This is a genomic window from Gilvimarinus japonicus, assembly GCF_042847215.1.
GTDB classification, from domain to species: domain Bacteria; phylum Pseudomonadota; class Gammaproteobacteria; order Pseudomonadales; family Cellvibrionaceae; genus Gilvimarinus; species Gilvimarinus japonicus.
This window is the reverse complement of record NZ_AP031500.1, coordinates 1,537,690-1,562,921: the sequence shown is the minus strand read 5'-3', so window position 1 is coordinate 1,562,921 and position 25,232 is coordinate 1,537,690. Positions and strand designations below refer to the sequence as shown.

22 protein-coding genes are annotated in these 25,232 nt (G+C 51.7%); 9 read left to right on the top strand and 13 right to left on the bottom strand.

Annotated features, from left to right (window positions below):
- Positions 1–23 precede the first annotated feature (23 nt).
- Positions 24–335: a 2Fe-2S iron-sulfur cluster-binding protein gene (locus tag ACGHAD_RS06520; protein ID WP_382416269.1), complete on the top strand. Its 312-nt coding sequence runs from the start codon at positions 24–26 to the stop codon at positions 333–335.
- 13 nt (positions 336–348) lie between these two features.
- Positions 349–1,599, top strand: a complete 1,251-nt coding sequence (locus tag ACGHAD_RS06515; protein ID WP_382416271.1) for an NAD(P)/FAD-dependent oxidoreductase — start codon at positions 349–351, stop codon at positions 1,597–1,599.
- Positions 1,600–2,076: 477 nt separating this feature from the next.
- On the opposite strand, the gene ACGHAD_RS06510 is transcribed toward ACGHAD_RS06515, so the two are convergent.
- The 3 genes from ACGHAD_RS06510 to ACGHAD_RS06500 all read right to left on the bottom strand — a co-directional run bounded on the left by ACGHAD_RS06510 (position 2,077) and on the right by ACGHAD_RS06500 (position 5,918).
- Positions 2,077–3,915, bottom strand: coding sequence for a hypothetical protein (locus tag ACGHAD_RS06510; protein WP_382416273.1), 1,839 nt, complete (start codon positions 3,913–3,915; stop codon positions 2,077–2,079).
- A gap of 347 nt (positions 3,916–4,262) precedes the next feature.
- Complete coding sequence (locus ACGHAD_RS06505; protein ID WP_382416275.1) at positions 4,263–4,997, bottom strand: copper homeostasis protein CutC; 735 nt, start codon at positions 4,995–4,997, stop codon at positions 4,263–4,265.
- Complete coding sequence (locus ACGHAD_RS06500; RefSeq protein WP_382416277.1) at positions 4,998–5,918, bottom strand: ROK family protein; 921 nt, start codon at positions 5,916–5,918, stop codon at positions 4,998–5,000. It lies immediately after the preceding gene.
- A 247-nt stretch (positions 5,919–6,165) separates the two neighbouring features.
- On the opposite strand from ACGHAD_RS06500, the gene ACGHAD_RS06495 reads away from it, so the two are divergent.
- The 4 genes from ACGHAD_RS06495 (at position 6,166) to ACGHAD_RS06480 (ending at position 8,792) form a co-directional block, all read left to right on the top strand.
- Positions 6,166–6,369, top strand: coding sequence for a ParD-like family protein (locus ACGHAD_RS06495; RefSeq protein WP_382416279.1), 204 nt, complete (start codon positions 6,166–6,168; stop codon positions 6,367–6,369).
- Positions 6,362–7,147 carry a type I methionyl aminopeptidase gene (gene map / locus ACGHAD_RS06490; protein WP_339616103.1) on the top strand — a complete coding sequence of 262 codons (786 nt, stop codon included), beginning with the start codon at positions 6,362–6,364 and terminating at the stop codon, positions 7,145–7,147. Before ACGHAD_RS06495 ends, map begins: the two co-directional genes overlap by 8 nt.
- 124 nt (positions 7,148–7,271) lie before the next feature.
- Positions 7,272–7,829 (top strand): porin family protein, encoded by a 558-nt coding sequence (locus ACGHAD_RS06485; RefSeq protein ID WP_382416282.1) that lies wholly within the window; start codon positions 7,272–7,274, stop codon positions 7,827–7,829.
- A 165-nt stretch (positions 7,830–7,994) separates the two neighbouring features.
- Entirely contained in the window at positions 7,995–8,792 is a 798-nt protein-coding gene (locus ACGHAD_RS06480; RefSeq protein WP_382416284.1) for a hypothetical protein, read from the top strand.
- A gap of 66 nt (positions 8,793–8,858) precedes the next feature.
- On the opposite strand, the gene ACGHAD_RS06475 is transcribed toward ACGHAD_RS06480, so the two are convergent.
- The 7 genes from ACGHAD_RS06475 to ACGHAD_RS06445 form a co-directional block, all read right to left on the bottom strand.
- Positions 8,859–9,536: a type 1 glutamine amidotransferase domain-containing protein gene (locus tag ACGHAD_RS06475; RefSeq protein WP_382416285.1), complete on the bottom strand. Its 678-nt coding sequence runs from the start codon at positions 9,534–9,536 to the stop codon at positions 8,859–8,861.
- Between the two features lie 121 nt (positions 9,537–9,657).
- Entirely contained in the window at positions 9,658–9,834 is a 177-nt protein-coding gene (locus ACGHAD_RS06470; RefSeq protein WP_382416287.1) for a hypothetical protein, read from the bottom strand.
- A 65-nt stretch (positions 9,835–9,899) separates the two neighbouring features.
- Positions 9,900–10,943 (bottom strand): NADP-dependent oxidoreductase, encoded by a 1,044-nt coding sequence (locus tag ACGHAD_RS06465; protein WP_382416289.1) that lies wholly within the window; start codon positions 10,941–10,943, stop codon positions 9,900–9,902.
- A 285-nt stretch (positions 10,944–11,228) separates the two neighbouring features.
- A complete protein-coding gene (locus ACGHAD_RS06460) occupies positions 11,229–12,440 on the bottom strand; it encodes a type II toxin-antitoxin system HipA family toxin (RefSeq protein WP_382416290.1) in 1,212 nt (403 codons plus the stop codon).
- Positions 12,440–12,751: a helix-turn-helix domain-containing protein gene (locus ACGHAD_RS06455; RefSeq protein WP_382416292.1), complete on the bottom strand. Its 312-nt coding sequence runs from the start codon at positions 12,749–12,751 to the stop codon at positions 12,440–12,442. The genes ACGHAD_RS06460 and ACGHAD_RS06455 overlap by 1 nt, the downstream gene beginning before the upstream one ends.
- A 140-nt stretch (positions 12,752–12,891) precedes the next feature.
- On the bottom strand, positions 12,892–14,049 hold the full coding sequence (locus tag ACGHAD_RS06450; RefSeq protein WP_382416294.1) for a Wadjet anti-phage system protein JetD domain-containing protein: 1,158 nt from the start codon (positions 14,047–14,049) through the stop codon (positions 12,892–12,894).
- Between the two features lie 136 nt (positions 14,050–14,185).
- Positions 14,186–15,277 carry a glycoside hydrolase family 18 protein gene (locus ACGHAD_RS06445; protein WP_339616112.1) on the bottom strand — a complete coding sequence of 364 codons (1,092 nt, stop codon included), beginning with the start codon at positions 15,275–15,277 and terminating at the stop codon, positions 14,186–14,188.
- A gap of 779 nt (positions 15,278–16,056) precedes the next feature.
- On the opposite strand from ACGHAD_RS06445, the gene ACGHAD_RS06440 reads away from it, so the two are divergent.
- Both ACGHAD_RS06440 and ACGHAD_RS06435 read left to right on the top strand, forming a co-directional pair.
- Complete coding sequence (locus tag ACGHAD_RS06440) at positions 16,057–16,548, top strand: hypothetical protein (protein WP_382416296.1); 492 nt, start codon at positions 16,057–16,059, stop codon at positions 16,546–16,548.
- Positions 16,549–17,077: 529 nt separating this feature from the next.
- The gene (locus ACGHAD_RS06435) at positions 17,078–17,560 is read left to right on the top strand and encodes a hypothetical protein (protein ID WP_339616114.1); all 483 of its coding nucleotides are present in this window, start codon (positions 17,078–17,080) and stop codon (positions 17,558–17,560) included.
- Positions 17,561–17,601: 41 nt separating this feature from the next.
- On the opposite strand, the gene ACGHAD_RS06430 is transcribed toward ACGHAD_RS06435, so the two are convergent.
- A complete protein-coding gene (locus tag ACGHAD_RS06430) occupies positions 17,602–19,668 on the bottom strand; it encodes a prolyl oligopeptidase family serine peptidase (protein ID WP_339616115.1) in 2,067 nt (688 codons plus the stop codon).
- Between the two features lie 198 nt (positions 19,669–19,866).
- On the opposite strand from ACGHAD_RS06430, the gene ACGHAD_RS06425 reads away from it, so the two are divergent.
- Positions 19,867–21,129 carry a DUF2254 domain-containing protein gene (locus tag ACGHAD_RS06425; RefSeq protein ID WP_339616116.1) on the top strand — a complete coding sequence of 421 codons (1,263 nt, stop codon included), beginning with the start codon at positions 19,867–19,869 and terminating at the stop codon, positions 21,127–21,129.
- Between the two features lie 42 nt (positions 21,130–21,171).
- Here ACGHAD_RS06425 and ACGHAD_RS06420 read toward each other — a convergent pair whose 3' ends face one another.
- Positions 21,172–22,050, bottom strand: coding sequence for a chemotaxis protein CheV (locus ACGHAD_RS06420; RefSeq protein ID WP_339616117.1), 879 nt, complete (start codon positions 22,048–22,050; stop codon positions 21,172–21,174).
- A gap of 91 nt (positions 22,051–22,141) precedes the next feature.
- Positions 22,142–25,231, bottom strand: a complete 3,090-nt coding sequence (locus ACGHAD_RS06415; RefSeq protein ID WP_382416299.1) for an efflux RND transporter permease subunit — start codon at positions 25,229–25,231, stop codon at positions 22,142–22,144.
- Between the last annotated feature and the right edge of the window lies 1 nt (position 25,232).

Sequence of the window (25,232 nt, the reverse complement as noted above, 5' to 3'; positions counted from 1 at the left end):
CCGTGGATACCGAGGCACAAAAAATGGCTAAAATTACTTTTATTACTCGCGAAAACGAAACCATAGTCTGCGAGGGCGAAGCGGGCTCTGTGATGGAGCTGGCGGTACAAAACGGTGTACAGGGCATTGATGGTGACTGCGGCGGCGTTTGCTCATGTGCTACCTGCCACGTACACGTAGACCCCACCTCACTTGAACGTGTCGGCGAGGCAGGCGAAATAGAAAAAGACATGCTTGAGCTCGACGATGCGGCCAACGAGCGCAGCCGCCTGTGCTGTCAGATCGATATCTCCGACCAACTGGACGGCATCGTATTGCACGTCGCCCACGAATAAAAAGGAAGCCGCCATGACAAACCCACAATCCGGCAACGATGTTTGCATTATTATCGGCGCCAGTCACGGCGGCGTTAACCTCGCTTTTGCCCTACGAAAAGAGGGCTGGAGTGGTGATATCCACGTTATCGATAAAGACCCCAACCCGCCCTATCACCGTCCGCCTTTGTCCAAAGCACACTTATTGAGCGACGCCGGATTAGAAAAAATCCTGCTAAAGTCGCTCAAAGCCTATGAAGACAACGGCATAAAGCTACATCTGGGCCATACGGTCACCGCCATCGACCATCACCAACAGTTGGTAAATTTTGAAGACGGCAGCAGCCAACACTATGACAAGCTCGTACTCGCCGTAGGTGCGCGGCCTATCATCCCGCCCATAAAAGGCATCGACAGCGTTAAGCATTTATTCCCAATGCGTACCGCGGAACATGTCAATCAGATTCGCAGCGCCTTCGCGCAAAGCGACAGCAAACACGTTGTGATTATCGGCGGCGGCTACATTGGCTTAGAAACCGCGGCATCGCTACAAAAAATGGGCGCGAAAGTCACAGTATTAGAGCGTGAAGAGCGTATTTTAGCCCGGGTAACCGCGCCAGTTATGTCCGAGTTTTTTCATCGCTTGCACGCGGATAATAATGTCAAAATTCACACCGAGAAAAACGTGGTAGAGCTGCGCCAAACAGCCGACACTCAAGAAGTCGTTTGCTCCGACGGCTCAATTTACCCTGCGAATCTTATAGTCATGGGCGTGGGTATTCGGGTCAATCAAGAGCTGGCCGAAGAGGCAGGGCTAGAAATAGACAACGGCATTAAGGTAGACGCCTCTTGCCGCACCAGCGATGTTAACATTTACGCCATAGGCGACTGTACCTACCACCACAACAAACACTACGACCGCTTTTTGCGGTTAGAGTCCGTACAAAACGCTGTCGACCAAGCTAAAACGACCGCCAAAGCACTGACTGGCAAAGAAGCCGATTACGACGCCCTCCCTTGGTTTTGGTCTGATCAATACGACGTCAAATTGCAAATGGTAGGTTTATCTCAAGGCTACAACAACATCATCAAACGCGACGAAAGCGAAAACGGCCAACACAAATTCTCTACGTGGTATTTTAAAGACGACGAGTTACTCGCCGTAGACGCCGTTAACAATGCCAAAGCCTATGTGGTAGGCACAAAATTCATTGCCGACAAAAAGCAACCCAAAAAAGCCGACGTTTCTAACACGAACGTAGACCTAAAAGATTTGCTTCGCTAGCTGAACAAACCCAAAAATAACGCCCAACCCAATTTAGACTCATCTCACCCAAACGTAAATATAGGGTATTTGAGCCGGGCGCTATTTAAATTAGTAAAAAAAGAATCAAAAGATTAACGACCATAACTCGGAATAAATTAGTACAAACCAACCCTGAGGCTCTAGCTCAATCTAAGTCAACGTGCGTTTGCATCTTGATTGGCCAGAAAAAAATATAAACATTATGTCAATGAGGTAGCTCCAACTAAAATAGCTCTCACCGCTTAATCATAGCTTGTGCAACGTTCTATTATTCTAGGTACCAAACAACTTACGACGGCTGAACCTTCAACCGGTTTTCCTTCAGCCACCCACCCGGCGGCCGAAGGAAAAGTCGAAAAGTGTACAGCCGTAAGTCGTCTTTGGCAGCACAAAACATTCGCGAATGGAATCACTGAACCGCACCCCACTCAGCCGGTTATATACCCTGCCGCCACTTTAATACATATACACCGCGCCAGCACCACTAGCGTCGTTATTCATATCACCACCAACACCCGTTGCCGACCCGCTTTCACCACGCGCGCCTACCGCCAGTGTCGAGCCATTAGCACTCAAGCCTAACGAACCACAAAAATAATCACCACTATCGGGGTTTGGGGCTTTAATAAACGACTGCTGCAACCACTCACCGTCTTGCTCGGTGAAAACATAAGCGGCTCCACTTTCAGACAGCGTCTCCGCGCCCGAGTCAGGTTCTAGTGCTACCGAATCGCCGTAATCACTAGGAGCGCATACAGCGATTAAATCGCCCGAACTAGACATCGCAATATTATGACCAAACTGATTAAACTTGTTTCCATTTTCGGGCTGCAATATCGTCTGGAAAACCCACTGATCATCGACCTGAACATAAGTATGGACTCTCCCTTTATTAAAAAGGTCAAGGTCAGAAAATGCCCCAAGGGTATCCTCCCCCACTGCAAGTACGGCTCCATCAGAAGAAAGTGCTACTGAAGTACCGAAATTCGAACCAAGTGAAGGCTCGGATGAGTTTACGATAGTGTCAGCTCGCCACTGGCCAGCTGTTTTTCGGTAGAGGTGAACACCGTTATAACGGATACCTTCTGGCGCCCCGGCGGTAAAGGTTGAGCGCCTCGCGCCAACCGCCAGTAACGAGCCATCTGCCGTCAACGCTACCGCATCGCCAAAAAACTGAGTTTCTGGCTCTGTTCCACTTCCGATGGCTTTTACATAGGCTTCTTGCTCCCAGCCATTATCACCATCGGTAAAAACATAGGCAGCACCAATAAAAAAAGAGGCGCTATCGCGCAACGCTTCATCGCCATTAACTCCTGTGGCAAGGCCTCTTTCTGCGGGTGCACCTACCGCGAGTGTCGCCCCATCGGCAGACAGCGCAAGCGATAAGCCAAACCAATCAGACGCGCGAGCATTAGACGCTTTTATATACGCTTCTTTTTCCCACCCATCGTTGTCTCGGTATACATAAACTGCGCCACTGGCACTAGCACTCTGATCGGACTCATCGCCATTGATACCCGTACTACCACCGCTTTCTCCTCTCAGCCCGATCGCTAACACATCACCGTTATCAGATAATGCCAACGAGGTAACATCAGCACTCAGTTCGCTAACACTGCCGGTTTGCTGCCACCCGGCATCGGTTTTAGTAAATACATAGACCGCCGCTCCCCCCTGCTCAAAAAGCACCGCTGCATCTTCGCTAGTGTCCGTCACACCGCCAAGATCATTACGTGTGGCTACCGCTAATATCGAGCCGTCGCCCGATAACGCTACGATATCGCCAAACCCCTGAGAAACGTTCTGATCATTCATCAAGAGCGTAGCACCTAATGTTACCGGCGCCTTAATGTAACCCACCGCCTCAGCGAGATTACCGCTCACACTCACCGTTTCTGATTCATCACTGCAACCGGCGACATTACAAGCCTGAACCAAATAACTGGCATGGGTGCGCAAATACAGCGCCACTTCGTGGTCATAACTGGTGGCCTCTATGTTGTCGGCCACTCGAATAAAGCCCGACGCCCCGTCGGCGTTCTCAAATAATTGATAGTAATCCGCGCCCTCAACCGCATCCCAGCTAAAGTTAAAGTGTTTTACCGGGTTTAACTGCAGGGTAAGGTTTGCTGGGACAGATTCGGGTGAAATAACCGCCACTGAACTGCTAGAGCTAGATTCACTACTGCTGGAAGAGCTGGATACTGATGACGAGCTGCTGGAAGAGCTTTCCCCACCGCCACACGCAGTAACGAGAAGAACAGACAAGATAATAATATAGTTGATAAGACGCATTAGTGATCCCTGTAATGTTGCTGTTTGATCCGTAACCTGCAAATAAGCCCTGAAAAAACCAGCCTACCATGCAGTGACATGCAACCAGATTACACGCAAAATCTCTTAAATTATGTAACTTAATGTTAACACTGTCGGCGCACCGGTATAGCCGACACGCTACATATTAAAACCCGCCACGAAGCACTACTTTTTATCCCTAGCAGCCCGTCGAACGTAGGCCTACTAAAAGGGTAATTAAGCAGGGATCTGCCAAAGCGGCGGAAGGCAGTTTAAAAAACCCGCCTATGGCGCACAATACAACCTTAAACGACACTGCAACTCATTTTAATAGGCAAAAGGTCAGGCTAAGCCCCAAGCGCAACCAAAATATCAGTCATCCGCTGCACCACATCAAGGCTGGTCTGCCGCCGCCCCTCAGTGGCACAAAATCCAAGTTTTATCGCTGCTTCTGGCGCTTGCGGTATAAACTCCGAGCACGAGGCATGTACGCAAGTCAGTGGCATTAGTGTGGCCAACTCGCGGACATTAACGGCATTAATGCCGCTGCCAGGCATAATCTCGATGCGCCCATCGGCTTTATCGATGAGACGTGCCAGTAGCTGTTTGCCTTGCAAGGCTGTTTTTTGTTGGCCACTGGTTAAAATACGATTAAAGCCTAACGCAATCGCCTGCTCTAGTGCCACGAATGGATCTGGCGTCAAGTCGAACGCGCGATGCAAGGTGATGTCCATTCCGCTGGCAGCCGCTACGAGCTTTGCCAATGTTTCTAAATCGAGTGTTCCATCTTGATGCGTCGCCCCAAGCACCACGCCTTGCATGTTTTCATCTCGCGCTTGCGCGATATCATCGAGCATGAGCTGTACTTCGGCGGCCGTAAAACAAAAGTCGCCGCCCCGTGGGCGAATCATCACATGGGCGGGCACGGCCTCGGCCGTGGCAAAACGCATCAGCGCACGTGTTGGCGTAAGCCCACCAGCTACCAATGCAGCGCAAAGCTCTACCCGATCCGCGCCGCCCTGCTTGGCATTAATAAGTGCCTGTGGCGCATCAATACACACCTCAAAAATAACCTTCGCCATTTACAGCTTCCCCACCTTGCTATCTGGGCGTAAAAAAGCCGCCCCCACAAGACCGGCGTTGGCCACATGCTGCGCCTGAACAACCAGCGGCCGATCGTATTGCGACAACACTATAGCGCGAACTTTTGCATCGATTTTTGCGATAAAATCCTGCGCGTTCGCCAAGCCACCGCCAGCAGGCACAGAGCCCGGGCCAAACGTATTAATCACTACGCTAAGCACTCGGGCGAGCATTTCGGTGCATACCTCGACTGTTTTTGCCGCGTCAGCCTCACCGTTACGCCAGCCATGCAAAATTTGCTTTGCCCCGATCGTCGTGCCGCTTAACGCTTTATGCACACTCTCCATCCCACGGGCAGCACCGACCGTATCTAAGCATCCTGTTTGGCCACATCCGCACTGAAAATAACCCATATGCTCTACTAAGCCACCGGCAGTGGGGTCGACAACAGGACCGTGTCCCCACTCGCCTGAAATTCCGCCAAAGCCTGTCACCACTTGGCCGTTCAGCACCAAAGCGCCACCCACTCCGGTACCCAAGATAATCGCAAAGACATTGCGCTCACCTTTTGCGACACCGACATGAGCCTCCGCAAGTGCCAAACAGTCCGCATCATTGGCGACCACAACCGGCACATTCACGCGCGCTTCTAATAGCTCGGCAAGGTTTCGGTTTTTTAAATAAGGTATATTCGCAATCGTGAGTTCGCCGGATTTAGTATTTACAAAGCCGGTAATCGAAATGGCCACAAAATCTTGTTGCGCGCTTGGGGCGCTTTGCACCATTGCAACCAACACCGTTAAAAATGCTTCTAGTGAAGCATCGGGTGTGGCGCACTGATTAACGATTTGCACAATCCCCTCTTGGTCGGGCCAACCCGAGCGAATGTTTGTGCCGCCAATATCAAAACAAACTGGCATGAATGCTCCCTCCACGTAAAAATTGATCACGGCTGTCTGCTAAAGACAGGCCGAACGTCTGTGCCTGATCCAGCTGAAGAGAATCATTTTGAAGTACGAATACTATCATCATTCAATGGCGCAATAGCACCTGCCGCTGGCCACACGCATCTACACCTCTGCTACGCCGTCCCTAAACAATTATTCACACACCATAGTATACGATTCATATATACTTCGCATATTTACAGTTGGAGGCACACCCACCATGGGTATCGTAAAAGTATCCGACGCACTGCACGACGAGCTGCGCCACGCCAGCGGCGTGATGCAGCGCTCGATTAACGCACAGGCGGAGTTTTGGCTAAAAATCGGGCGGCTGGCGGAGCTTAACCAAGATAAAACCTTTGCCGAACTGATTCGGGCTGAGTTAACTGGGACGGAACTCACGCGAGGCAGTTGCAATGAATGAGATTATTTTAAAATCACCCGAGGCACTGGCCAAAATGCGCCGTGCCGGCAAACTGTTAGCGCAGGTGTTTGCCGAGCTGGATAAACGCATGATGGAAGGCGTCACCACCATGACGATTAACAACTGGGTGGAGCAGTATATTCGCGAAGCTTTAAACGCACGCCCGGCAAGCCTTGGTCAGTACGATTACCCATATACCTTAAACGCCTCACCCAATTATGTCGTGTGCCACGGTTTGCCAACAGACAAACCATTAAAAAGCGGTGATATTGTCAATATTGATATTACGCTGGAAAAGGACGGGTATATCGCGGACTCCAGCAAAATGTATTGCATTGGTGATGTCACACCTTTAGCCCGCACGTTAGTCGACGCCACCTACCAGGCGCTATGGCGTGGCATTGACGCAGTAAAGCCGGGTAATACACTGGGTGATGTAGGCTACGCCATTGCCCGTTACGCTCACCAGAACGGTTTTAGCGTGGTAAGAGATTACTGCGGCCACGGTATTGGCCAGCAGATGCACGAGGCACCGTCGGTGCTGCACTACGGCAGCCCAGGTGCCGGCTTAGTATTGCAAGAAGGCATGACTTTCACCATTGAGCCGATGATTAATCAAGGCTCAGCTAAAACAAAAACCTTAAAAGACGACTGGACCGTCATTACCCGCGACAAAAAACTATCGGCTCAATGGGAACACACCCTGGCTGTGACCGCCAATGGGGTTGAGGTGCTAACGCTTAGAGACGAGGAGCCGATTGCGCAGCGACTCGCCTAAATGCAGCCTTAACCGATAAGCGCCACAACTTACCATTGAAATTATGCGTCCAGCTTATTAGAATCCGCGCCCCAAGGAGCGTAAGCAACAATGCTTGTGCACATCTCTCAAGGAGTTAACACTCATGCTTAATATCAAATGGTTACTCGCCTCAGGCTTCGCACTAAGCCTAGCAACACAATCTGCTCTGGCCGACTTTTACGTAAGAGGTACTGGCGGTTTATCAACCCCCGATGAGGACGAGCTGGATAACGCTCTTGGAATGAGTGCGCAAGCTGGCTATCAAATCAACAAATACTTTGCTGTGCAGGGTGGAGCGACTTACTTGGGATCATTCGATTTCGAAGAAGAACTCGATTTTGATGGCTTTGACGAAGACGCCACCATCAGTATTTATGGCGCCGAAGCGACATTTGTTGCCTCCATCCCTATCTCTGAAAAGTTCTCGCTATACGGCAAGGCCGGTATTTTTGCTTGGGAGTTTGAAGCCGAAATAACCGCCTCCTCAGGCAATACTGAATTTAGCGAGACAGAAACAATCGACGGCACCGATGCCGCGTACGGTATTGGCGGCGAGTATATGCTAAGCCCACGATTATCCATTATTGGTGAGGCCAATTTTTACGACATAGATGTCGCAGACGTTAATTATTTTGGCGGCGGTGTTAAATTTACGTTTTAACGCCCCTCTAGCTCGTGCGGACCGCCGCACGAGCTACTTTATTTTCTTACGACCATACAGCATAGCCTACCGGCATTTTTCTCCACCGCACCACCGCAAATCCATCGAAACTATCCCTCGTTCGGCTTGTCTTAGCAGCGACTAAGAATAACCGAGCGCCCTTAAATGTCTGTGGACATGGATATCCGACAACTCTATTTTCGAGCGGTTTATACTCGACCTCCATTTGTGCGGCAACCAAAACTGCCAGAACCAGTTCTCAATTTTGTGCCTGAATGGGGGAAGGAGCTATCACAGCAGCCCGCAACCAAACCGAAAAATGCTAGGTTACTAAGCGTCACACTTGTGATCTCCGTGGTAATGCACGGTACTGCATTTTATTTTTGGCCAGAGCATCAAATGCGAAAACTGGGTGACGCCAACCCGATGGAAGACCTAATGCCGGTGATTCAGGTCGCCCTGCACAGACACAAACAAGCTCCGGCACCTCAACCCCCAAAGATGCTACAACCAGAACCGGAACCAGTATCAGCTCAACACACTACGATTTCTGACCGAACCCCGGCCGTCACTCTACCCCCGGATACCGCAAACAGTAAGAATTTTCAGACGACAAACCCTAACCTATTAAACCTAACACCCAGTACAACAGGTACAGCCTCGCCTGCAGCGACAAACCATCAGGTTTTTCACCCGCATTTACAGCAAAAAATTAACAAGGCAAAAACACAACGGCTTTCACAGCCAAGGGCGCGCGCCACCAACAATCACACCTGGACCAATGCCAACAGGACAACGGTTGCGGAGTTAGGCTATGAAAGTTGTTTAAAAGCGCAAGCGATACAAAAACGCGGCGTTGCGCGAGATTGGTATATGTCTAACTGTGACGGGAAATCCTCGACGGGAGAAAACATGCTGGAAAATATGCAACGAGAACTGGATGCGCGTAACGGTAAACGCTAACCCCGCGCAAAGCCTTTGGGCTAAACGCAGGGTTTGGGGTAAAAATTTACATTTAAGTTTCTATATCTAGGCTAACAACGCCAACAAAAGATTGGCCGCCTGCGCCGATGAGGCCGGGTTTTGGCCCGACACCAAAAGACCATCAACCAGAGCAAAGCTTTGCCAGTCATCGCCTTTTTGGTACTCAGCGCCGTTACTTTTAAGCATATCCTCCAGCAAAAATGGGACAACGTCGGTTAAGCCTACGCCGTCTTCTTCGCTATTACTAAAGCCTGTGACTTTTTTACCTTTTACCAGCGGCTCACCGTTTTCGCCTTTAACATCGCGCAAAACGGCTGGCGCATGACAGACAAAACCGAGGGGCTTATTCGCTTTTGCAAAAGACTCAATTAACGCGACTGACTTAGCGCTCTCAGCTAAATCCCACAAGGGGCCATGGCCGCCGGGGTAAAACACTGCGTCATAATCGTCGGCGTTAATATTTTCCAACCTTTGGGTATTCGCTAACGCCTTTTGCGCTATCGCGTCATCAGAAAAACGCTTGGTCGTTTCTGTTTGGCCATCTGGATCGTCACTTTTGGGGTCCAGCGGCGGTTGACCGCCTTTAGGCGATGCTAAGGTTAGCTCGGCCCCCGCATCTAAAAACGCGTAGTAAGGCGCGGTAAACTCTTCTAGCCAAAAACCGGTTTTGTTGCCGGTATCGCCCAGCTGATCGTGCGATGTTAGGACCATTAGTACTTTCATGTTTACCTCTGAGTTTTCGTGAATATAAAAATAAATAACGTATATGACAAAATAGTAGCCTGCCGTCGCTTATCCTGATATCCAGCACGGGTGGTGTCGATTTACCACCCACCCGAAGACGCTACCGCACCGAAGATTGCTGACGCCAGTGGCCCAGCAAACCAAACCAAAACAAACCTTCAAGCAACAGCCCGATGAGTAAAAATATCGCGCCACCCGCCGGAGCCCCGAAAACATAGCACGCGACTGCCGCAAACAGGCAAAATACAGCCAGCAAAACCCTTACGATAAGCGTCATTGGATTTCCTTGTTTCATTAAAGCCATTATTTAAACCGCTTAATTGGACGCAAGCATAAACGTCATTAGCTTAATTCGTCAGGGCCGACGCGCACCACGAGCTTGCCAAAGTTTTTACCGTCAAGCACATCAAACAGTGCCTGCGGCGCTTGCTCTAGCCCCTCTACCTGCTGTTCGCGATAATGAACTTTGCCCTCACTTAACCACTGACTCATTTGCTGCATAAACTCGGGCATTTCGGGGCCGTAGTCGTCAAACACGATAAAGCCTTTAACACTGACACGCTTTTTCAACAGCGTGCCCATCAAAAGCGGCAAACGATCCGGGCCATCGGGCAAGCCGGTGCTGTTGTACATAGAAACCATGCCGCACAGCGGAATACGGGCCTTAGTGTTTAGCAGCGGCATTACCGCATCGAATACTTTGCCGCCCACATTTTCAAAGTACACATCAATACCATCGCCACAGGCGGCTTTTAATTGCTCGGCAAAGTCGGGCGCTTTATGATCGAGGCAGGCATCAAACCCCAAAGTCTCGACGGCGTAGCGGCACTTCTCGGGCCCGCCAGCGACACCCACCGCGCGAGCCCCCTTAATCTTGGCTATTTGCCCCACTGTTGCGCCCACCGGCCCAGTCGCTGCGGCAACGACAACAGTCTCTCCGGCCTGCGGCTTACCGATATCCAGCAAGCCCATGTAGGCAGTAAAGCCCGGCATACCCAAAATACCCAGTGCGTGAGAGGGCTCGGCCAAACTTGACGGCAGCTTTACTAAGCCTTCACCGCTCGCGGTGGCGTAGTCTTGCCAACCGGTAAAGCCTACAACCCAATCGCCCGACTCAAAGCCATCTGCCTGTGAGCTAACCACGCGCGATACAGTACCACCCACCATTACGTCACCCAAAGCGACGGGGGCGGCGTAAGATTCAGCATCACTCATGCGGCCACGCATATAAGGGTCGATAGATAAAAATACCGTGCGCAACAACACTTGCCCTTTTGCAGGCTTCGGTAGCGGCGCCTCGGTCAGTGTAAAGTTGTCGACTGTTGGTCGGCCCTGGGGGCGAGAGGCAAGCAGTAATTGACGATTGCTTGATGCAGACTGAGACATAACGTACCTCGGAAACTATCAATGCAAGAGTGTTAGGTAACACCTGAAAATAACGCAGCACTTACCGCTGCCCATAGCCATTAGGTGAGGCTGCAGCGTCGTTATTACAAGGGGAAAACCGGCCAACAAAAATCGTCACCCTTTGATATCACGACACCATCACAGTTTGATGCCGCGATAACAGTGCCTGCAGAGATAAAACAGATACCCAGAGGTGGCAAACTTTACATAAGTTTAGACGATATAAATCGATAGCGAGGTAATTCATTAAAGTCCGCAACGCCGTTAGGCGCCTAGATTTAACACACCCTCAAGCATATGAACCTCGCCGGCTGCCATTCCCGCCTTAGCGGCGCGCTTAGGTAGTGTAGCTACTAACGCGCGTAATCGCTCAATCTCGCTGCGCGCTTGGGCATCGCTAAAATAAAACAGCCGGCAAAGCGAGCGGGCATTTTCCAGTGTGGCATCGGCGCCTTGCGCGCCCACACCCATAGCTTGATGACCTCGCACACCCCCTAAGGTTGGCAGGACATCGTATACCGGCGATAACCGCCACCGCCTATCGCCCACCAAGTACATCATGGCATGGTTGCGAGCGTGATCGTCGGTATTGCCAAGCAAAATATTGCACAGCATACGGGTAAATAATTCGCGACAATCCTGCACTGGCTCGGCCGAGTGTTTGCGCAAAACAGCCGCCAAGTTAATATAACTGTAAGGGTTCTTGCGCGAGTCGCGCACCATACGCAAACGCGAGGTGTTAAATAGGCTGTTAGCCGAAACAAAGTGCACCGGTTGGCACGTGAGCCGATCAAACCGCGCAATTAAAAACGCGTGATGCCCACCGCCCAACTCGCGCAACCCGGTTGCAGGCACGCGAAGTCCAGCCTCGCGCAGCAACTCCATGGTTAAAAACTCCAGCGCGGGGATGTTCAGCAAATCCTGTTGGCGCGAGAACTTTACCAACCACTGACTAGTGTTATCGGCCACGACTACTTTAGGCCGTGCGCCCCCCATGGATGAGCCGGGCTCAATTAATGCTAACTGCTCGGGCGTGAGCGGTTCGTGCGCCTGTACTTTTTGCGCGACGGCAGCCAACTCATCGAGCAGCTCGACACCGGGCAACTGGGGGGCGCGGCGTGGATAACTGCGCGACAAACTAAACTCCAGCAAACCGACCCCGCCACCGCTGGTGCGCAGCAAACGCTCGACTTCGTTTTGTGGACTGCTGTTATGGTGCATCAACATAATACGCGTGCCCCAATCGTCCGGCCCGGCGTCGGTAAAAACGCCAAAGGTGCCCTTGGGATTTTGGGTGCGAAAGGTGCGGTTTATTAAAGGTAAATTTACCGGATCGAGGGGGTAAGCCTCGGGCTCGGCCAGCCACGACTTACTGTAGACAAATTCCGCCAACGGCGGCGCACAGCTTATAGTACCGGCCAAGCGGCACTCACCAGCGGCGAGCCGAGCAAAGACGTAAGCCGACTGATAGGCCATTAACGCCCCCGCAGCTTAGCGTTGGCCAACTGAATCTGTCGGCCTATGTCGTCGCGGTGTGGCGCCGCTAAATCGGCCACGGCGTCGGCCAAGCCCATGGCATTAAGCGCGGCGAGATACACCCCCGCGGCGGTGCCTAAGTTACCGGCCTCAGCGGCGCGGTAGGCATTCACCGACAGGAGCGCCCGAGAGGCGGCCTCTTGAATCGTCCAGCCTCGCGCCTTGCGCGCTTGTTTCAGGTTACCAGCAAAGATCTCAAAGGCCCGTTTAGCATCATCATCGATGCCTAACTGGTAATCGGTACTCGGCATAAACACCTCGCAACAAAAGTGCACCAAGGTTAATAAGCGAGTTTTAAAGATAGCATAAAATCGTAAATACAAACATTAAAATATACCCATATAAGGCAATTAATAGAACTAAAATACCTATATAGGAATATAAAGCCTAACTAACACTGCAGCTCACAGAGCGAGGCCGCCTCTTGATCCACATAGCTTTGCGTTTGCCTAACGGCCGGTAAGAGTGTCGTATCGGCGTAATGGCACCCGGTCAACCCTGGGTCCGGCTGCGGATTTTTAACGCCCGAGGCCTGCGTATGACCCAGCCCCGCGTGTAATCGAGCCAACAGCAGCTCGTAACCGGGCTGCCACGCCTCTAGCTGCGCAAAGCTTTGACGCAGCGCTTTTAAAATGGCCATTCCGGCGTAGTCTAAATCCCCCCAAAAACTCACCCGCAGCGAGCTTGCCTCGCCATCAAACCAAGCCCGCTTAAAACCCGCCGTATCTGCATCTGGGTTGAGATACGAAAACACCACCTGCCCCGGCTCCCGCACCCGCGTCGCACTACCGCGAAAACCGGCGCTATACACCAGCGTAATGCCAGGCAAGTCCGCCTGAGCCAGGGCCAAAAAGGTATCTTGGTTTTCGACAAAGAGTATATGTGCCAGCGGCTGGCCGAGATGCACCACCAGCATGACCGGACGGGCCTGCAACTGTTGCGACAGCGACGGATACAAGGCACGCACCAATAGCTCATACGACTCTAGAGCTTTAGAGTCGCCCGCAAAGCAGCGGGCCGACAACGCCCTTAGCGTCACCGGCCGCTGCAACTCTTGCCCAAGCACAGCAAAAGCTCGCACCACTTGCGCGGCAGACATACCCTTAACCCGAACATGGCGCCCCACCAGCGCGGCGCCGCCATCTTCAAACTTATGCTGCTGCCGTTTAAGTTCGTGCGCCCAGGTAAGCGCGTAGGGGTCGAGTGCCGGCCGGTTTAGCCACTCGCGCACCAGCGGCTCTTTATCGGGTAAAAAGTAAATTTGCGCGTTGTCGTAAGGCTCCTGCTGCGGGTTAACCCGCGCCCGCTTAATTGTCAGCATATGGTACTCGCGATCAAGATCGTTCAGCAGCGCCCACAAAAACTCAACGTCTTGCCCCTGAAAATCGTACAGCTCGGGTACCGTTTTAGGCGTGACTTTCACATAGGGCCTGCGTCCGGCATCAAGCTGATCCATAAACTTATGCAACAGCCGGTTCGGCAACAGCTCTGAACTCCACCAAACTGGCAGAGATTTTTTGGTAGGTACGGAGGACTTAGACTGAGTCATAACGTTTCAAAACAAGCATTGAATTAAAGGTCTACTAAATGGCTACATTCTAGCAGAGAGCAACGCTTACTAAACGAGACGACACAAGCGCCCACAGGAGAAGAGCGCCTGTTTTGCTTTTTTAGCCATTACGGTTTTAGTTAGGACAAATATAACTCGGCGAACTTCCCTCGCTAACCTCCCACAAGGCTTTTAACAAAGACGTTTGATCAACGGTGTCTTGACTCAACTCCCACATCATTACACCGCAGGCATTAGTGCGGGCTAACTGCGCCTTGGCGCGAATTGTTGGCAAACCATTGTAATAATTTTCCGCAACACGATCGATACAGGCATTGGCGGTATCGCTAGCAACATACTCACGGTACGCCACCCAGCTGGGCCGCGCGTAAAAAGGCACACCTAGCACCGCTTTGGATCGCGGCAAACCCCGTGCAATCCAATAGTCCAAACTGGTTTCGGCATACTCCATACTTGAGTGCTCCAACGCGCCGTACTCGTCGTAAGCCATAATATTTAAAAAATCCACCTCGGCAAAAACATCATTAAGAATATACTGCCCATTCCAATCTCCCTGGGCGACTACCGCGGCACTCAAAAACTGCTCGCGCTCTAACCTATTAAGCGCCAATCGCAACTCCTGCATCAGCAGCAAAAAGTTATCCGCCTGCGTGGCGGTACTTGGATATTCCCAGTCCATATCCACACCATCCAACTGATAACGTTCAACCAGAGCGACGATCTCCTGCACAAATAACGTCCGCGTCGCGGCACTGCGGGCCAAGGCAACAAATGCACTGTCGTCGCCATCGTTCCAGCCTCCTACCGCAATACCCACTTTTACCGAGTGCCCGTGAGCCAGCGTCACTAACTCCATCAGCTCGTTTTCATCTCCCGTCATCATAGGTTCAAGCGCACCGTTCGATTTAGGCATTACAAAAGCGTAATTAATATGCGTTAAGTAATCGTATTGAATATCCACCACACTCCCTTGCCAGCTAGGAAAGTAACCAACTATGCGCCTCCCCTCAGGGCAAGCATCACTTGCAGCGCTCGAACTAGAGTGACTGGACACCGAAGCCGCCGAGCTTTGCTCGCGGCTGGTGGTCGCAGAACTTACCGAGCCTACCACTGAATTTGTCGTCGAACTTACAGAGGCCGGAGCACCGCCTGACCCACCACAACTGACCAACATAAACATGACACTTAACAATAAGACTAGCCTCATCACAAACTCCGTTTTTATTTACTTTTTCATTCTTGCTACGATCTTTTATTTCGCGCAAGCCACGCTAACGCAAACCGTAGTGATGACATTGACAACCTTGCCCTCTTACATAAAAAAGGCCCCGATTTCACAATCGGGGCCAAGAGGAAACGCCTGGAAACGAGGCGATAGTAAAGCTTGTTAAATTACACTGTGCGTTCGCTGCCCACCTGAAAAGCATGCCACTTACCACCAGTGCAACATTTACGGCAAGCGCTGTGCGCGTAGAAATAAACCGGCTCAAAAGATGGTCTTCTCCTTATTTATTTTAGTTGTATTCACAGAGGCGAGCGCATCCAGCTTTAGTAGCAGCACTCCGCCCAAGGATACCCAGTACCCTTATAAAAACAACATTATGATATTTAATATCAGGCTAATCGCAAAATGTGGTTATGGCAATAGGTGTTTTATTATTTTTACCCAGCCTATCCTTTGGCCACCGCCCACCTCAGTGTCGATGCCAGATCTCGCAGCACTGTAGTTACCCCTTCCCATACGTTACTTTACGTGACGCAGGCAATCGCCAAATGCTCTGGGTAATACTGACAACCCACGGGAGTGCGTGACAAGCAGGCAGGCATCGACACATATAGCAAACCCCACAAACGTTACCTCTCGTAACATCAATGTAACCTTGATATGTAAAATGGTGATCGAGCAGGTGATAACGCTTGCTTTAACCGGGAGGGTGATCCCCTTCTTAAGCTGTTTTAGCGTTGACTGATACGAGGTAACCAACCATGTTCAATTTCACTAATCGCTCGAGTTTGCAAATGTTAATCGCGGGTTTCTCGCTTGCCTTAGCGGCAGGTGCCAGCGCTACCGAGCGCAAAGTACCTGGCGTTGTTGAATCTGTTGACTTAGAAACCAAAAGCGTCTCAATCATCGCCGACAAAACTGGCGAGAAGCTGACCTATCGTTTTTCAGGTGAACCTAAGGTACGGGTAGGCGGCCGAGCCCTGCGCGATATGGCTAATGTTCAGCCCGGCCAACAAGTAACTCTCAAGCTGTCGAGTATTGAGCCCGAGCAACCCCAGAGCCGCATTATTGAAGGTGAAATACTGGAGCTAAACTTACAGCAAAATGTCGCTTTGATTCGTCCGGCCGATGGCAGTGCGCCACGCACTATTGCCCTGCCAGATGCCATTCGTGTATCTGGCTTGCACAAAGGCGCTGGCATCGAAGATTTACAAGAAGGTCAGCAAGTGACCTTTAAGTACGCGCCACAATAACAATTGCGTGCGGGCCTCTGGCGAGGTCCGCACCTCCGCTTACCTCAAAAACCTGCCTCTTACTGTCGCGGTTACCGATCAGCATCAACTACCGCCCTATTACCGAACGCCCACTGGCAAGCTCATCGTTGCTCGCCTCAGGGACGTATCGCTACCACCAATAACCCATGTCACGCGCAAAACAACAAGCGTTATTACTGTGCACAACAAATAGCGCTCGCACCAAAAAATGTTACCTATTACCACAGCAACTATATAAAAAAGCACGCGCATGACGCATTCCGCACCAATACAGTGATTTTTAATTCACTTATAGAATATAAAAAGGTTAAAACCAATTTAAATAAGAATAAAATATAAAAATAAGTAACTTTAGGTAACAAAAAGATAGAAAGTATCAGTACTATGTTTACCACGCAGACGACACTCCGTTAACAAACGTTTGCGTACAGCAATAAGGATGAGATTTGCCCACTCACCTTTTACAGCGTTACTTACTTTTACTGAGACAATTGTCGAGGATTTGAAGATGTCTATTGTTACTGCACGTACTACTGTTACTTCGCTGATTGCGGGCTTCGCACTAACGGCCTGCGGATTTGCACTGGCGGCGGATATTACCATTGAAGGAGTGGTGCAATCCGTTGATTACAACACCAACAGCCTGACCGTACTGGCTGACGATACCGGCAAGTTGGTCACTTACGGATTTACCGGCACACCCAAAATCGACTTAGATGGATACAAGTCTACCGATATGGCATCTGTAGAGGTAGGGCAAAACGTAAAGCTAAAAATTAATAGAATCCCCAAACCTGAGACTCTGGTTAAAGCCGAGATTCTGGAGGTTAATTTGGAGCAAAACATCGCACTTATCCGCCCCGCAGATGGCAGCGCACCACGGGTTATCGATATCCCAGAGCTCGTTGCGATATCGGGTTTACACCCCGGCGCCGAAATTTCAGATTTAAAAGAAGGGCAATTAGTAACGCTGAAGTATAGCGTACGCTAGGGTATGACGGGCCCCATCAATAATGGGGCCCGACTGAAGTTTCAATCTTTATTAGCCACAACCATAGTGCCTAAGTTTTCTTGTAAAAACCGCAACACATGGGTCAAGGTTTCAGTACGAGTTTCGCTCTGCAGTAAATAGTGGTTTTCATTTTTTAAACGTATAAAAGTCACCGGCTTGTCCGCGTCTTCCAACGCATCGTGCATCTCATCAGATTGATCAATAGAGACGACTTCATCGTCTTCACCATGAATCAATAACACCGGTACTTTTACCGCATTAGCGTGGGTTATCGGCGAGATCGCCTCTAAGTCCTCCTGGGTGTATTGGCCGTTGGCAATAGACTGCTCAAAGTAACTCACCACCCAGTGATCATCCCCGGCCTTACTGCGATCTTCATCAAGCATCTCGTTTAAATCACTCACACCATTTACAGAAACGGCGCAGCGATATAAATCGGGGGTTACACTGGCGCCCATCAAAGCGGCATAACCGCCGTAACTGGCACCGACAATACAAACGCGTGAACGATCGGCCAACCCCGCTTTGGCAAAATAGTCCAGAGTGTCGGTAAGATCATCTTGCATTTTACGACCCCATTCGCCGCGACCGGCCAAGATATGCTCTAGGCCAAAACCCGCAGAGCCGCGAAACTGCGGCTGCAGCACTAAATAGCCACTGGTGGCCAATGCCTGAGCCAACCAATCAAACCCTAACCGGTCGTAAGATTCCGGGCCACCGTGAGGCAAGAGTACCGTTGGCATATTTTTAGGATTGTCTGCATATTGCAGCGGTAAAGTTAAGACAGTGGGAATGGCCATGCCGTCGCGCGCGTTCGCCCGATAAACCACACGGGGGTTGAGAGGTTCGTCTTTGAGGTTAGCGCGTGAATTTGCCAGAAATTGCGCCGGCTTTCCCGGCCGCACCAAATAATAGCTCCCCGCCGTGGTTGGTCCCTCGACGTAGATAACCAACTCGTTCCAATTATCACTCCAGCTGCTAAGAAATACCGAGTGACCGTCAAACTTGACGATCGCTTCTTTTAAAAAAGCATCTTTGCTTGGCTCAAATAATTCATAACTCGGCGTAAAACCCGAGTACCGTAAACCGTAAACGATGCCATCCAACCCTGTAATAACCCCTTCAATATCGGCATCATCGCGACCATAGGGTTCGTCGGCTATTTTGCCATCCGCCAATGACATCTGATAATAAGCGACTCGACCACTACTGCCGTTACGGGCAAGCACGATTAAAGACTTTCGGTCTGGCGTTAAACCAACACCTGTGCGCGCAATAATGTCTGTTTTTTCTTCAAAAATCGTGCGCCAACCATCGCCATCAGGCACCTCAATGGAGTATTTATCGTCACGGTTATCGTAGACTTCCTGGGCCAAGACCTTGCCGTCATCGTCCAAAAAGTAATCCAGCGTATCTGCGTCACCCTTTTCGACCACTTTGGGCCGTCTTGGCGAATGCAGATCGACACGCATTAAAGAGCGACGAGGGTTTTGATCGTAATCACTGCGCCCCACAAAAGCTGGCATATAAAGATAGCGATGGTCGGCAGAAATACCCGCAATATCACCCAAGCCTGTTTGCCCACGAACAATATTATCGCCCGGGCGCAGCAGCTGCTCCATCTCGCCCGACTGTACATTTAAGGCAAAGGCCGTGCTGAGGTTGAGCTCGCCACGGTACCCCATTAACCTGCGGCGCTCTGACGCGACCATCACCAGATAGTCGTCATTGATAAAGTACAAATCCTGCGGGTTCAGCTCATCCACATTGGCACCGGCCACCATCTTGCCCTTCGTGAGGGAGTAAACTATCACCAAATCGCCATCTTCTTGTACCTTGCGAAAGGCTATTAGCTCACCGTTAGGCGATATTTCAAGCATGGACGCGCTGCGCAATGCACCGTATTTTTGCGCAATAGCATCAACTGAGAGTGTCGCGGCAGGCTCGGCTAAAGCTGGCGTACCGACAAACACTGGCAGCAACAGCGTGACAGCCACACGGCGAGCCGCCCCCATGAACGTGCGACGCCAAGCCGGCACCACGGCAGCTTGATACGGGCGGCGGGTAGGTAAAACAGAAAAGCGCATAGCAGCATCCTTACTCTAAAGGGCGCGTGGCATACCGGCCCTTCTATGATGACGAGATAACAAAAAGTAGACGCGCGAGTTTAAGGTAATCCGCTAACAGCCTCAAACAAAACGGCCTAATACGCGTTTTTTGTCTCCTCGCATTGCATTTAGCGGCCAACACTTACACACTTAGCTTCCCCTTTCGGAGAGCATTAGATGTTAAGTCAGTGGGCTTGGAAGCTATTACAAATCAGCCGTCAATTGTGGATGCGCACCGTGTTATTTGCGGTGTTGGCAGTGGCAACCGCGCTAATAGCCATCGCCTTTAAAGGCTGGATCCCCGCCGAGCTGTCCGGCGCCATTGGCGCACCGGCGGTTGACCGAATTTTATCGATTCTGGCCTCCAGCATGCTGGCAGTTACCACCTTCTCACTCAGCGTGATGGTGGCCGCCTACAGCGCCGCTACCAGTAATATTAGCCCGCGCGCGACACGGCTATTGATGGAAGACTCCACCACGCAAAACGCCTTGGCGACTTTTGTCGGCTCGTTTGTGTACTCGCTGGTGGGGATTATCGCCCTGCACACAGGCGTTTACGGCGATCAGGGCCGAGTGATTCTGTTTGTGGTTACCATCGCGGTGGTGGTGTTAATTGTCGGCACTATTTTACTGTGGATTAATCACTTATCCAGCTTAGGCCGGGTCGGGGAAACGACTGACCGGGTCGAGGAAGCCGCGGCCAACGCGGTCAAGCGCCGTATTGCCCACCCTTGGCTCGATGGTCGCAGGCTCGCCACCCTTGCCGACATACCCGAGAAAGCCTCGGCGATTTACTCCGAGCGCATCGGTTACGTGCAGCATATCGACATTAAAGCGATTAACCGTTGGGCCGAAGAAAATGACACGCAAGTGTTTATCGCCAGTTTACCGGGCGCGTTTGTTCACCCCGGTCGGGCGCTGGCCTATTGCCTAAACCATACACAGGCCACCATCGATCAAGCGACCGAAGTAATTGACCACACTTACACCATTCGCGACGAGCGCTCGTTTGATCAAGACCCGCGCTTTGGCCTGCTGGTACTCGCCGAGATCGCCTCAAGGGCGCTATCGCCGGCGGTCAACGATCCGGGCACGGCGATTGATGTGATTGGGCGCGGTGTACGAGTTATCTCAGGTTGGGAGGTCACCCAAGGCACCGAGGAGCCCAAACTGGAGGATATTCCCTGCCCTAATGTTTGGGTGCAGCGTATTGAGCTGGCCGAGCTGTTTAATGATTTTTTTGCCCCCATCGCCCGGGACGGCGCCGGCTTAATCGAGGTGCACATACGCTTACAAAAGGCACTAGCGGCGCTCGCCGTTAAAGGTGGCGCCTTTGCCGAACACGCCCAAGCTCACTCGCAGAGAGCCTTAGCACTGGCCAAGCACGAATTGCCGTTAGCCGACGATATCGCCACGCTCGAGTCGCTGACTCTGGATTAAATCGGTCAGTTAGTAAGCGGGTGAGATTAAAAGCAACAACCGCTACTTTACCGCCCGCAGCATAGCCGCGATTAACTCATTGACATCAAACTTGGTCAGGGCTTCATTGGCGCCCACCTGATGGGCCTGACTCACACTGATCTCGCTCGAAATTGAGGTATGTAAAATAAGATAGGCATTCGCCAGTGCCGGGTCGTCACGTACTGCAAATGACAATTCGTAACCGTCAAGCCCCGGCATTTCGATGTCGCTGACCAACAAATCTACCGGGCGACCATTGCGAGCGTCAGCCTGCATCATCTCTAGCGCCTCGCGGCCGTCATCGGTAATGCGAAACTCAACACCGAGCGCCTGGAGGGCGTCGCCCAGCTGCTTACGCGCCACCGATGAATCATCTACCACAAGAATATTTAACGCTTTCAGGGCGACGGCTTTTGCACTTAAATCGTCGCCCGGTACGCTCGACTCCGCCGCATCAAAATTGGCAAAAATGCGCTCGACATCCACCAGCTGTATCAGTGCGTCGTCGACCCGGGTAACGCCCGTCAGGTAGGCGCTGCGACCCAACTGGCGCGGCGGCGGCTCGATATCTTTGCCCTGGGCCTGAACGATACGATCGAGCTTGCGCACCAAAAAGCCTACCCGCTTACGCTGACAATCGGTGACAATAATAAAGCCACTGCGCTGCTCGTCATCGTTTAAACCGCGGCCGCCCATGGCGGCCGCCAAATCGATGATCGGCAAAGTAACGCCGCGAATATTGGCCGCCCCCAAAACAGCGGGAGCAGATTCGGGCATGGGCCGAACTGGCGTGAAGGGAACGATCTCTTTGATTTTAAACGTCCCCAGGGCAAATCGCTGAGTGGGGGTTAGCCAAAACAGCAATAGGCCCTGAGAAATTGTCTGGGTGTTGGTGTTCATAGCAAACTCGTAGCACTAAAGACACCGTCAGTATAGCAACCTTGGGCGCCACGTTTACCCCCGCAGCGCCAAACTTGCACTCCTTTACGCCCTACTCGGCCTTCTGCGCTTTGGCGCCTGTAAACCACGGATACAACGCCGGTATCACCAACAGTGTCAATAAAGTCGCTGTGACCAAGCCACCCACGACCACTGTGGCCAACGGCCGCTGCACCTCACTGCCCGTGCCGGTGGCAAACAGCAGCGGGATCAGGCCAAGTCCGGTGGTCACCGCCGTCATCAGGACCGGACGCAACCGTGCACTGGCGGCCGCAACACAGGCGCGGGCCACCGGCACCCCCTGACGCACTTGCTCGTTTAAGTAACTCACCAACACCAGAGCGTTTTCTAACGCAATGCCAAACAGCGCGATAAACCCCACCGAGGCAGGCACCGACAAACTCAACCCCGCCAGCCACAGGGCAACAATACCGCCCACCAACGCCAAAGGAATATTAAGCATAATCAACAGCGCATTGGGCAGCGAGCCAAAATTGATGTACAGCATCAGCAATACCAGTACCAAGGTGATAGGCACTACAATCATCAAACGCTGATTGGCTTTTTGCTGCAACTCAAACTGCCCGCCCCATTTAACAAAATAGCCCGGCGGCAAATCCACCTCGCGCGCAATCGCCGCGTTGGCCTCTTGTACAAACGAGCCGATATCCCGCTCGCGAATATTGGCCTGTACGGTAATAAAGCGCTGGCTATTTTCCCGGGTAATTTGCCGGGGGCCGGTCACATACTCAACCGCCGCCAACTCCTGTAGCGGCACTTGCATACCGGTCTCGGTGCGCACCGTTAATTGCTCGATAGCTTCAGCGCTGTCTCTTGCACTTTTATTAAGCCGCAGGTAAATATCAAACCGACGCACCCCCTCAAACACCTGCCCAGCTTTAGCGCCACCCACCGCCAAAGCAATGGTATCTTGCACATCACTGACATTAAGCCCGTAACGGGCGATCTGCTCGCGATCGAGTGTCACTTTGAGTTGGCCGGTGCCCGCGATTTGATCTTTTTGCACATCCTGTGCGCCGCGAATACCACGCAACACTTGCGCGATCTGCTGCGCCCTGTCGTCCAACACGGCTAAGTCGTCACCAAATAACTTGGCCGCCAGCTCCGCTTTGGTGCCGGTTAATAGCTCATCCACAGCGGCGGCAATGGGTTGAGTAAAATTAAACTTAGCACCGGGAAAATCCGTAAATGAGTCGCTCATGGCGCGATACAAACCATCCAGCGAGTCGGCACTTTGCCATTCGCTTTGCGGTTTTAACGCGACAAAAATCTCGGCGTTATTCACCGGATCGGCGTGGGCCCCGACTTCGCCCCGGCCAACGCGGGTCACCACTTGGGTCACCTCGGGGAAGCGCTCCAGCAATTGTTTTTCAAACAACAACATAGACGCGCGCGCTTTCTCCAGTGAAATAGACGGCGACATGGTGGCCCGAATAAGCAAGTCACCCTCGTTAAAACGCGGTACAAACTCAGAGCCTAAGCGCGGCGCAATAACCGCCCCCAGTGCCAACATCAATACCGCGATGCCCACCGCGAGCGGCCGCCTCTGCACCACAAACCCCACAACCCGCTCGTAACTCACGCGCAGCTTGCCGCGTGAGTTGGCGTTATTACTGCCGGGGGCGTTAGGTTTTTGCATCCACAAGAAAGCAGCCACTGGCGCTACCAACAAGGCGTAAATCAACGAGCCGGCCATGGCCAGCGCCAAGGTATAAGCCAATGGCTTAAAAGTCGCCCCCTCGACCCCCTGCAAACTAAACAGCGGTAGAAACACAATAATAATAATGCTAATGGCAAATAAAATCGGTCGGGCAACGCTCTCACAGGCGCTAAGCACCAGCTGCCGGCGAGACTCTTGCGCACCGCTTTTTAACTGCTGATCAATTTGCTCGACTACCACGACCGCACCATCGACCATCAAGCCGATGGCAATCGCCAGCCCCCCTAAGGACATTAGATTTGCCGATATTCCCAACCACGGCATGGCAATTAACGCCACCGCCACCGAAAACGGAATTGACAGCGCCACCACTAAACTCGAGCGCACAGCGCGCATAAAGGCGAGCAACACCAGCACCACCAATACCACACCCTGCACCAACGCACTGGTAACTGTGGTAAGCGCGGCGCGCACCAATTGCGCCTGATCGTAATAAGGCGCAACGCTAACGCCCTCGGGTAAATTGGCGTTAATGTTGGACAACTCCGCTTTCACCGAGTCGATCACCTCGGCGGTATTACTACCCAGCAGTTTTAACACCATGCCCACCACGACTTCACCTTGGCCATTTTTAGTGGTTAAGCCACGGCGAATTTCACCGCCAATGACCAGATCGCCCAGTTGTTCTAAATACACGGGCGTACCATCAATCGTTTTAATAACAATTTTGCCAATATCGTCCAAGTTGCGCGCCAGCCCCACCGAGCGTATTAAATACTGCTCGTCATTTTTAACCAAAAACTGCGCGCCGGCATTGGCGTTATTGGCCTCGATACGAGCTTTTACCTCGGGCAGCGAGACATTAAAACGCACCAAGGCCAGCGGATCGAGCTGCACCTGAAACTGTTTTACCTCACCGCCAATGGATAGCACCTCAGTAACACCGGATACTGTTTGCAAATTAAATTTAACGATCCAATCCTGAATCTCGCGCAGCTCTACTTCACTGTAATTGCCGCTGGTATCTTCCAAGACATAAAATAGAATTTGCCCCAGGCCGGTACTGATCGGCCCCATCACCGGATCACCAAACCCCGCTGGAATTTGATTGCGCGCTTGTTGTAAACGCTCGGCCACCAGCTGACGGGCAAAATAAATATCGGTGCTGTCGGAAAAATAAATATTGACAACAGATAAACCAAAATTGGATACCGAGCGCACATGGTCCAGCTCGGGCAATCCATTCATTGCACTTTCTATCGGGTAAGTGACGTACTTTTCGACCTCTTCCGGCGCTAAACCTTCGGTTTCCACAAACACTTGCACCAGCGCTGGCGAGATATCCGGATAGGCATCCACCGCCAAGTTACGGTAAGCAAAAAAACCACTCAACAAAACCGCCAGTGATAACATCATCACCAGCACGCGATTGTTAAGCGCACTTTGTAGTATCGATCGCATA

What these genes read in the sequence shown, in the direction of transcription:
- ACGHAD_RS06520 (WP_382416269.1), top strand. Translation starts at nt 24, where the DNA reads ATGGCTAAAATTACTTTTATTACTCGCGAAAACGAAACCATAGTCTGC.
- ACGHAD_RS06515 (WP_382416271.1), top strand. Translation starts at nt 349, where the DNA reads ATGACAAACCCACAATCCGGCAACGATGTTTGCATTATTATCGGCGCC.
- ACGHAD_RS06510 (WP_382416273.1), bottom strand. Translation starts at nt 3,915, where the DNA reads ATGCGTCTTATCAACTATATTATTATCTTGTCTGTTCTTCTCGTTACT.
- ACGHAD_RS06505 (WP_382416275.1), bottom strand. Translation starts at nt 4,997, where the DNA reads ATGGCGAAGGTTATTTTTGAGGTGTGTATTGATGCGCCACAGGCACTT.
- ACGHAD_RS06500 (WP_382416277.1), bottom strand. Translation starts at nt 5,918, where the DNA reads ATGCCAGTTTGTTTTGATATTGGCGGCACAAACATTCGCTCGGGTTGG.
- ACGHAD_RS06495 (WP_382416279.1), top strand. Translation starts at nt 6,166, where the DNA reads ATGGGTATCGTAAAAGTATCCGACGCACTGCACGACGAGCTGCGCCAC.
- map (WP_339616103.1), top strand. Translation starts at nt 6,362, where the DNA reads ATGAATGAGATTATTTTAAAATCACCCGAGGCACTGGCCAAAATGCGC.
- ACGHAD_RS06485 (WP_382416282.1), top strand. Translation starts at nt 7,272, where the DNA reads ATGCTTAATATCAAATGGTTACTCGCCTCAGGCTTCGCACTAAGCCTA.
- ACGHAD_RS06480 (WP_382416284.1), top strand. Translation starts at nt 7,995, where the DNA reads ATGTCTGTGGACATGGATATCCGACAACTCTATTTTCGAGCGGTTTAT.
- ACGHAD_RS06475 (WP_382416285.1), bottom strand. Translation starts at nt 9,536, where the DNA reads ATGAAAGTACTAATGGTCCTAACATCGCACGATCAGCTGGGCGATACC.
- ACGHAD_RS06470 (WP_382416287.1), bottom strand. Translation starts at nt 9,834, where the DNA reads ATGACGCTTATCGTAAGGGTTTTGCTGGCTGTATTTTGCCTGTTTGCG.
- ACGHAD_RS06465 (WP_382416289.1), bottom strand. Translation starts at nt 10,943, where the DNA reads ATGTCTCAGTCTGCATCAAGCAATCGTCAATTACTGCTTGCCTCTCGC.
- ACGHAD_RS06460 (WP_382416290.1), bottom strand. Translation starts at nt 12,440, where the DNA reads ATGGCCTATCAGTCGGCTTACGTCTTTGCTCGGCTCGCCGCTGGTGAG.
- ACGHAD_RS06455 (WP_382416292.1), bottom strand. Translation starts at nt 12,751, where the DNA reads ATGCCGAGTACCGATTACCAGTTAGGCATCGATGATGATGCTAAACGG.
- ACGHAD_RS06450 (WP_382416294.1), bottom strand. Translation starts at nt 14,049, where the DNA reads ATGACTCAGTCTAAGTCCTCCGTACCTACCAAAAAATCTCTGCCAGTT.
- ACGHAD_RS06445 (WP_339616112.1), bottom strand. Translation starts at nt 15,277, where the DNA reads ATGAGGCTAGTCTTATTGTTAAGTGTCATGTTTATGTTGGTCAGTTGT.
- ACGHAD_RS06440 (WP_382416296.1), top strand. Translation starts at nt 16,057, where the DNA reads ATGTTCAATTTCACTAATCGCTCGAGTTTGCAAATGTTAATCGCGGGT.
- ACGHAD_RS06435 (WP_339616114.1), top strand. Translation starts at nt 17,078, where the DNA reads ATGTCTATTGTTACTGCACGTACTACTGTTACTTCGCTGATTGCGGGC.
- ACGHAD_RS06430 (WP_339616115.1), bottom strand. Translation starts at nt 19,668, where the DNA reads ATGCGCTTTTCTGTTTTACCTACCCGCCGCCCGTATCAAGCTGCCGTG.
- ACGHAD_RS06425 (WP_339616116.1), top strand. Translation starts at nt 19,867, where the DNA reads ATGTTAAGTCAGTGGGCTTGGAAGCTATTACAAATCAGCCGTCAATTG.
- ACGHAD_RS06420 (WP_339616117.1), bottom strand. Translation starts at nt 22,050, where the DNA reads ATGAACACCAACACCCAGACAATTTCTCAGGGCCTATTGCTGTTTTGG.
- ACGHAD_RS06415 (WP_382416299.1), bottom strand. Translation starts at nt 25,231, where the DNA reads ATGCGATCGATACTACAAAGTGCGCTTAACAATCGCGTGCTGGTGATG.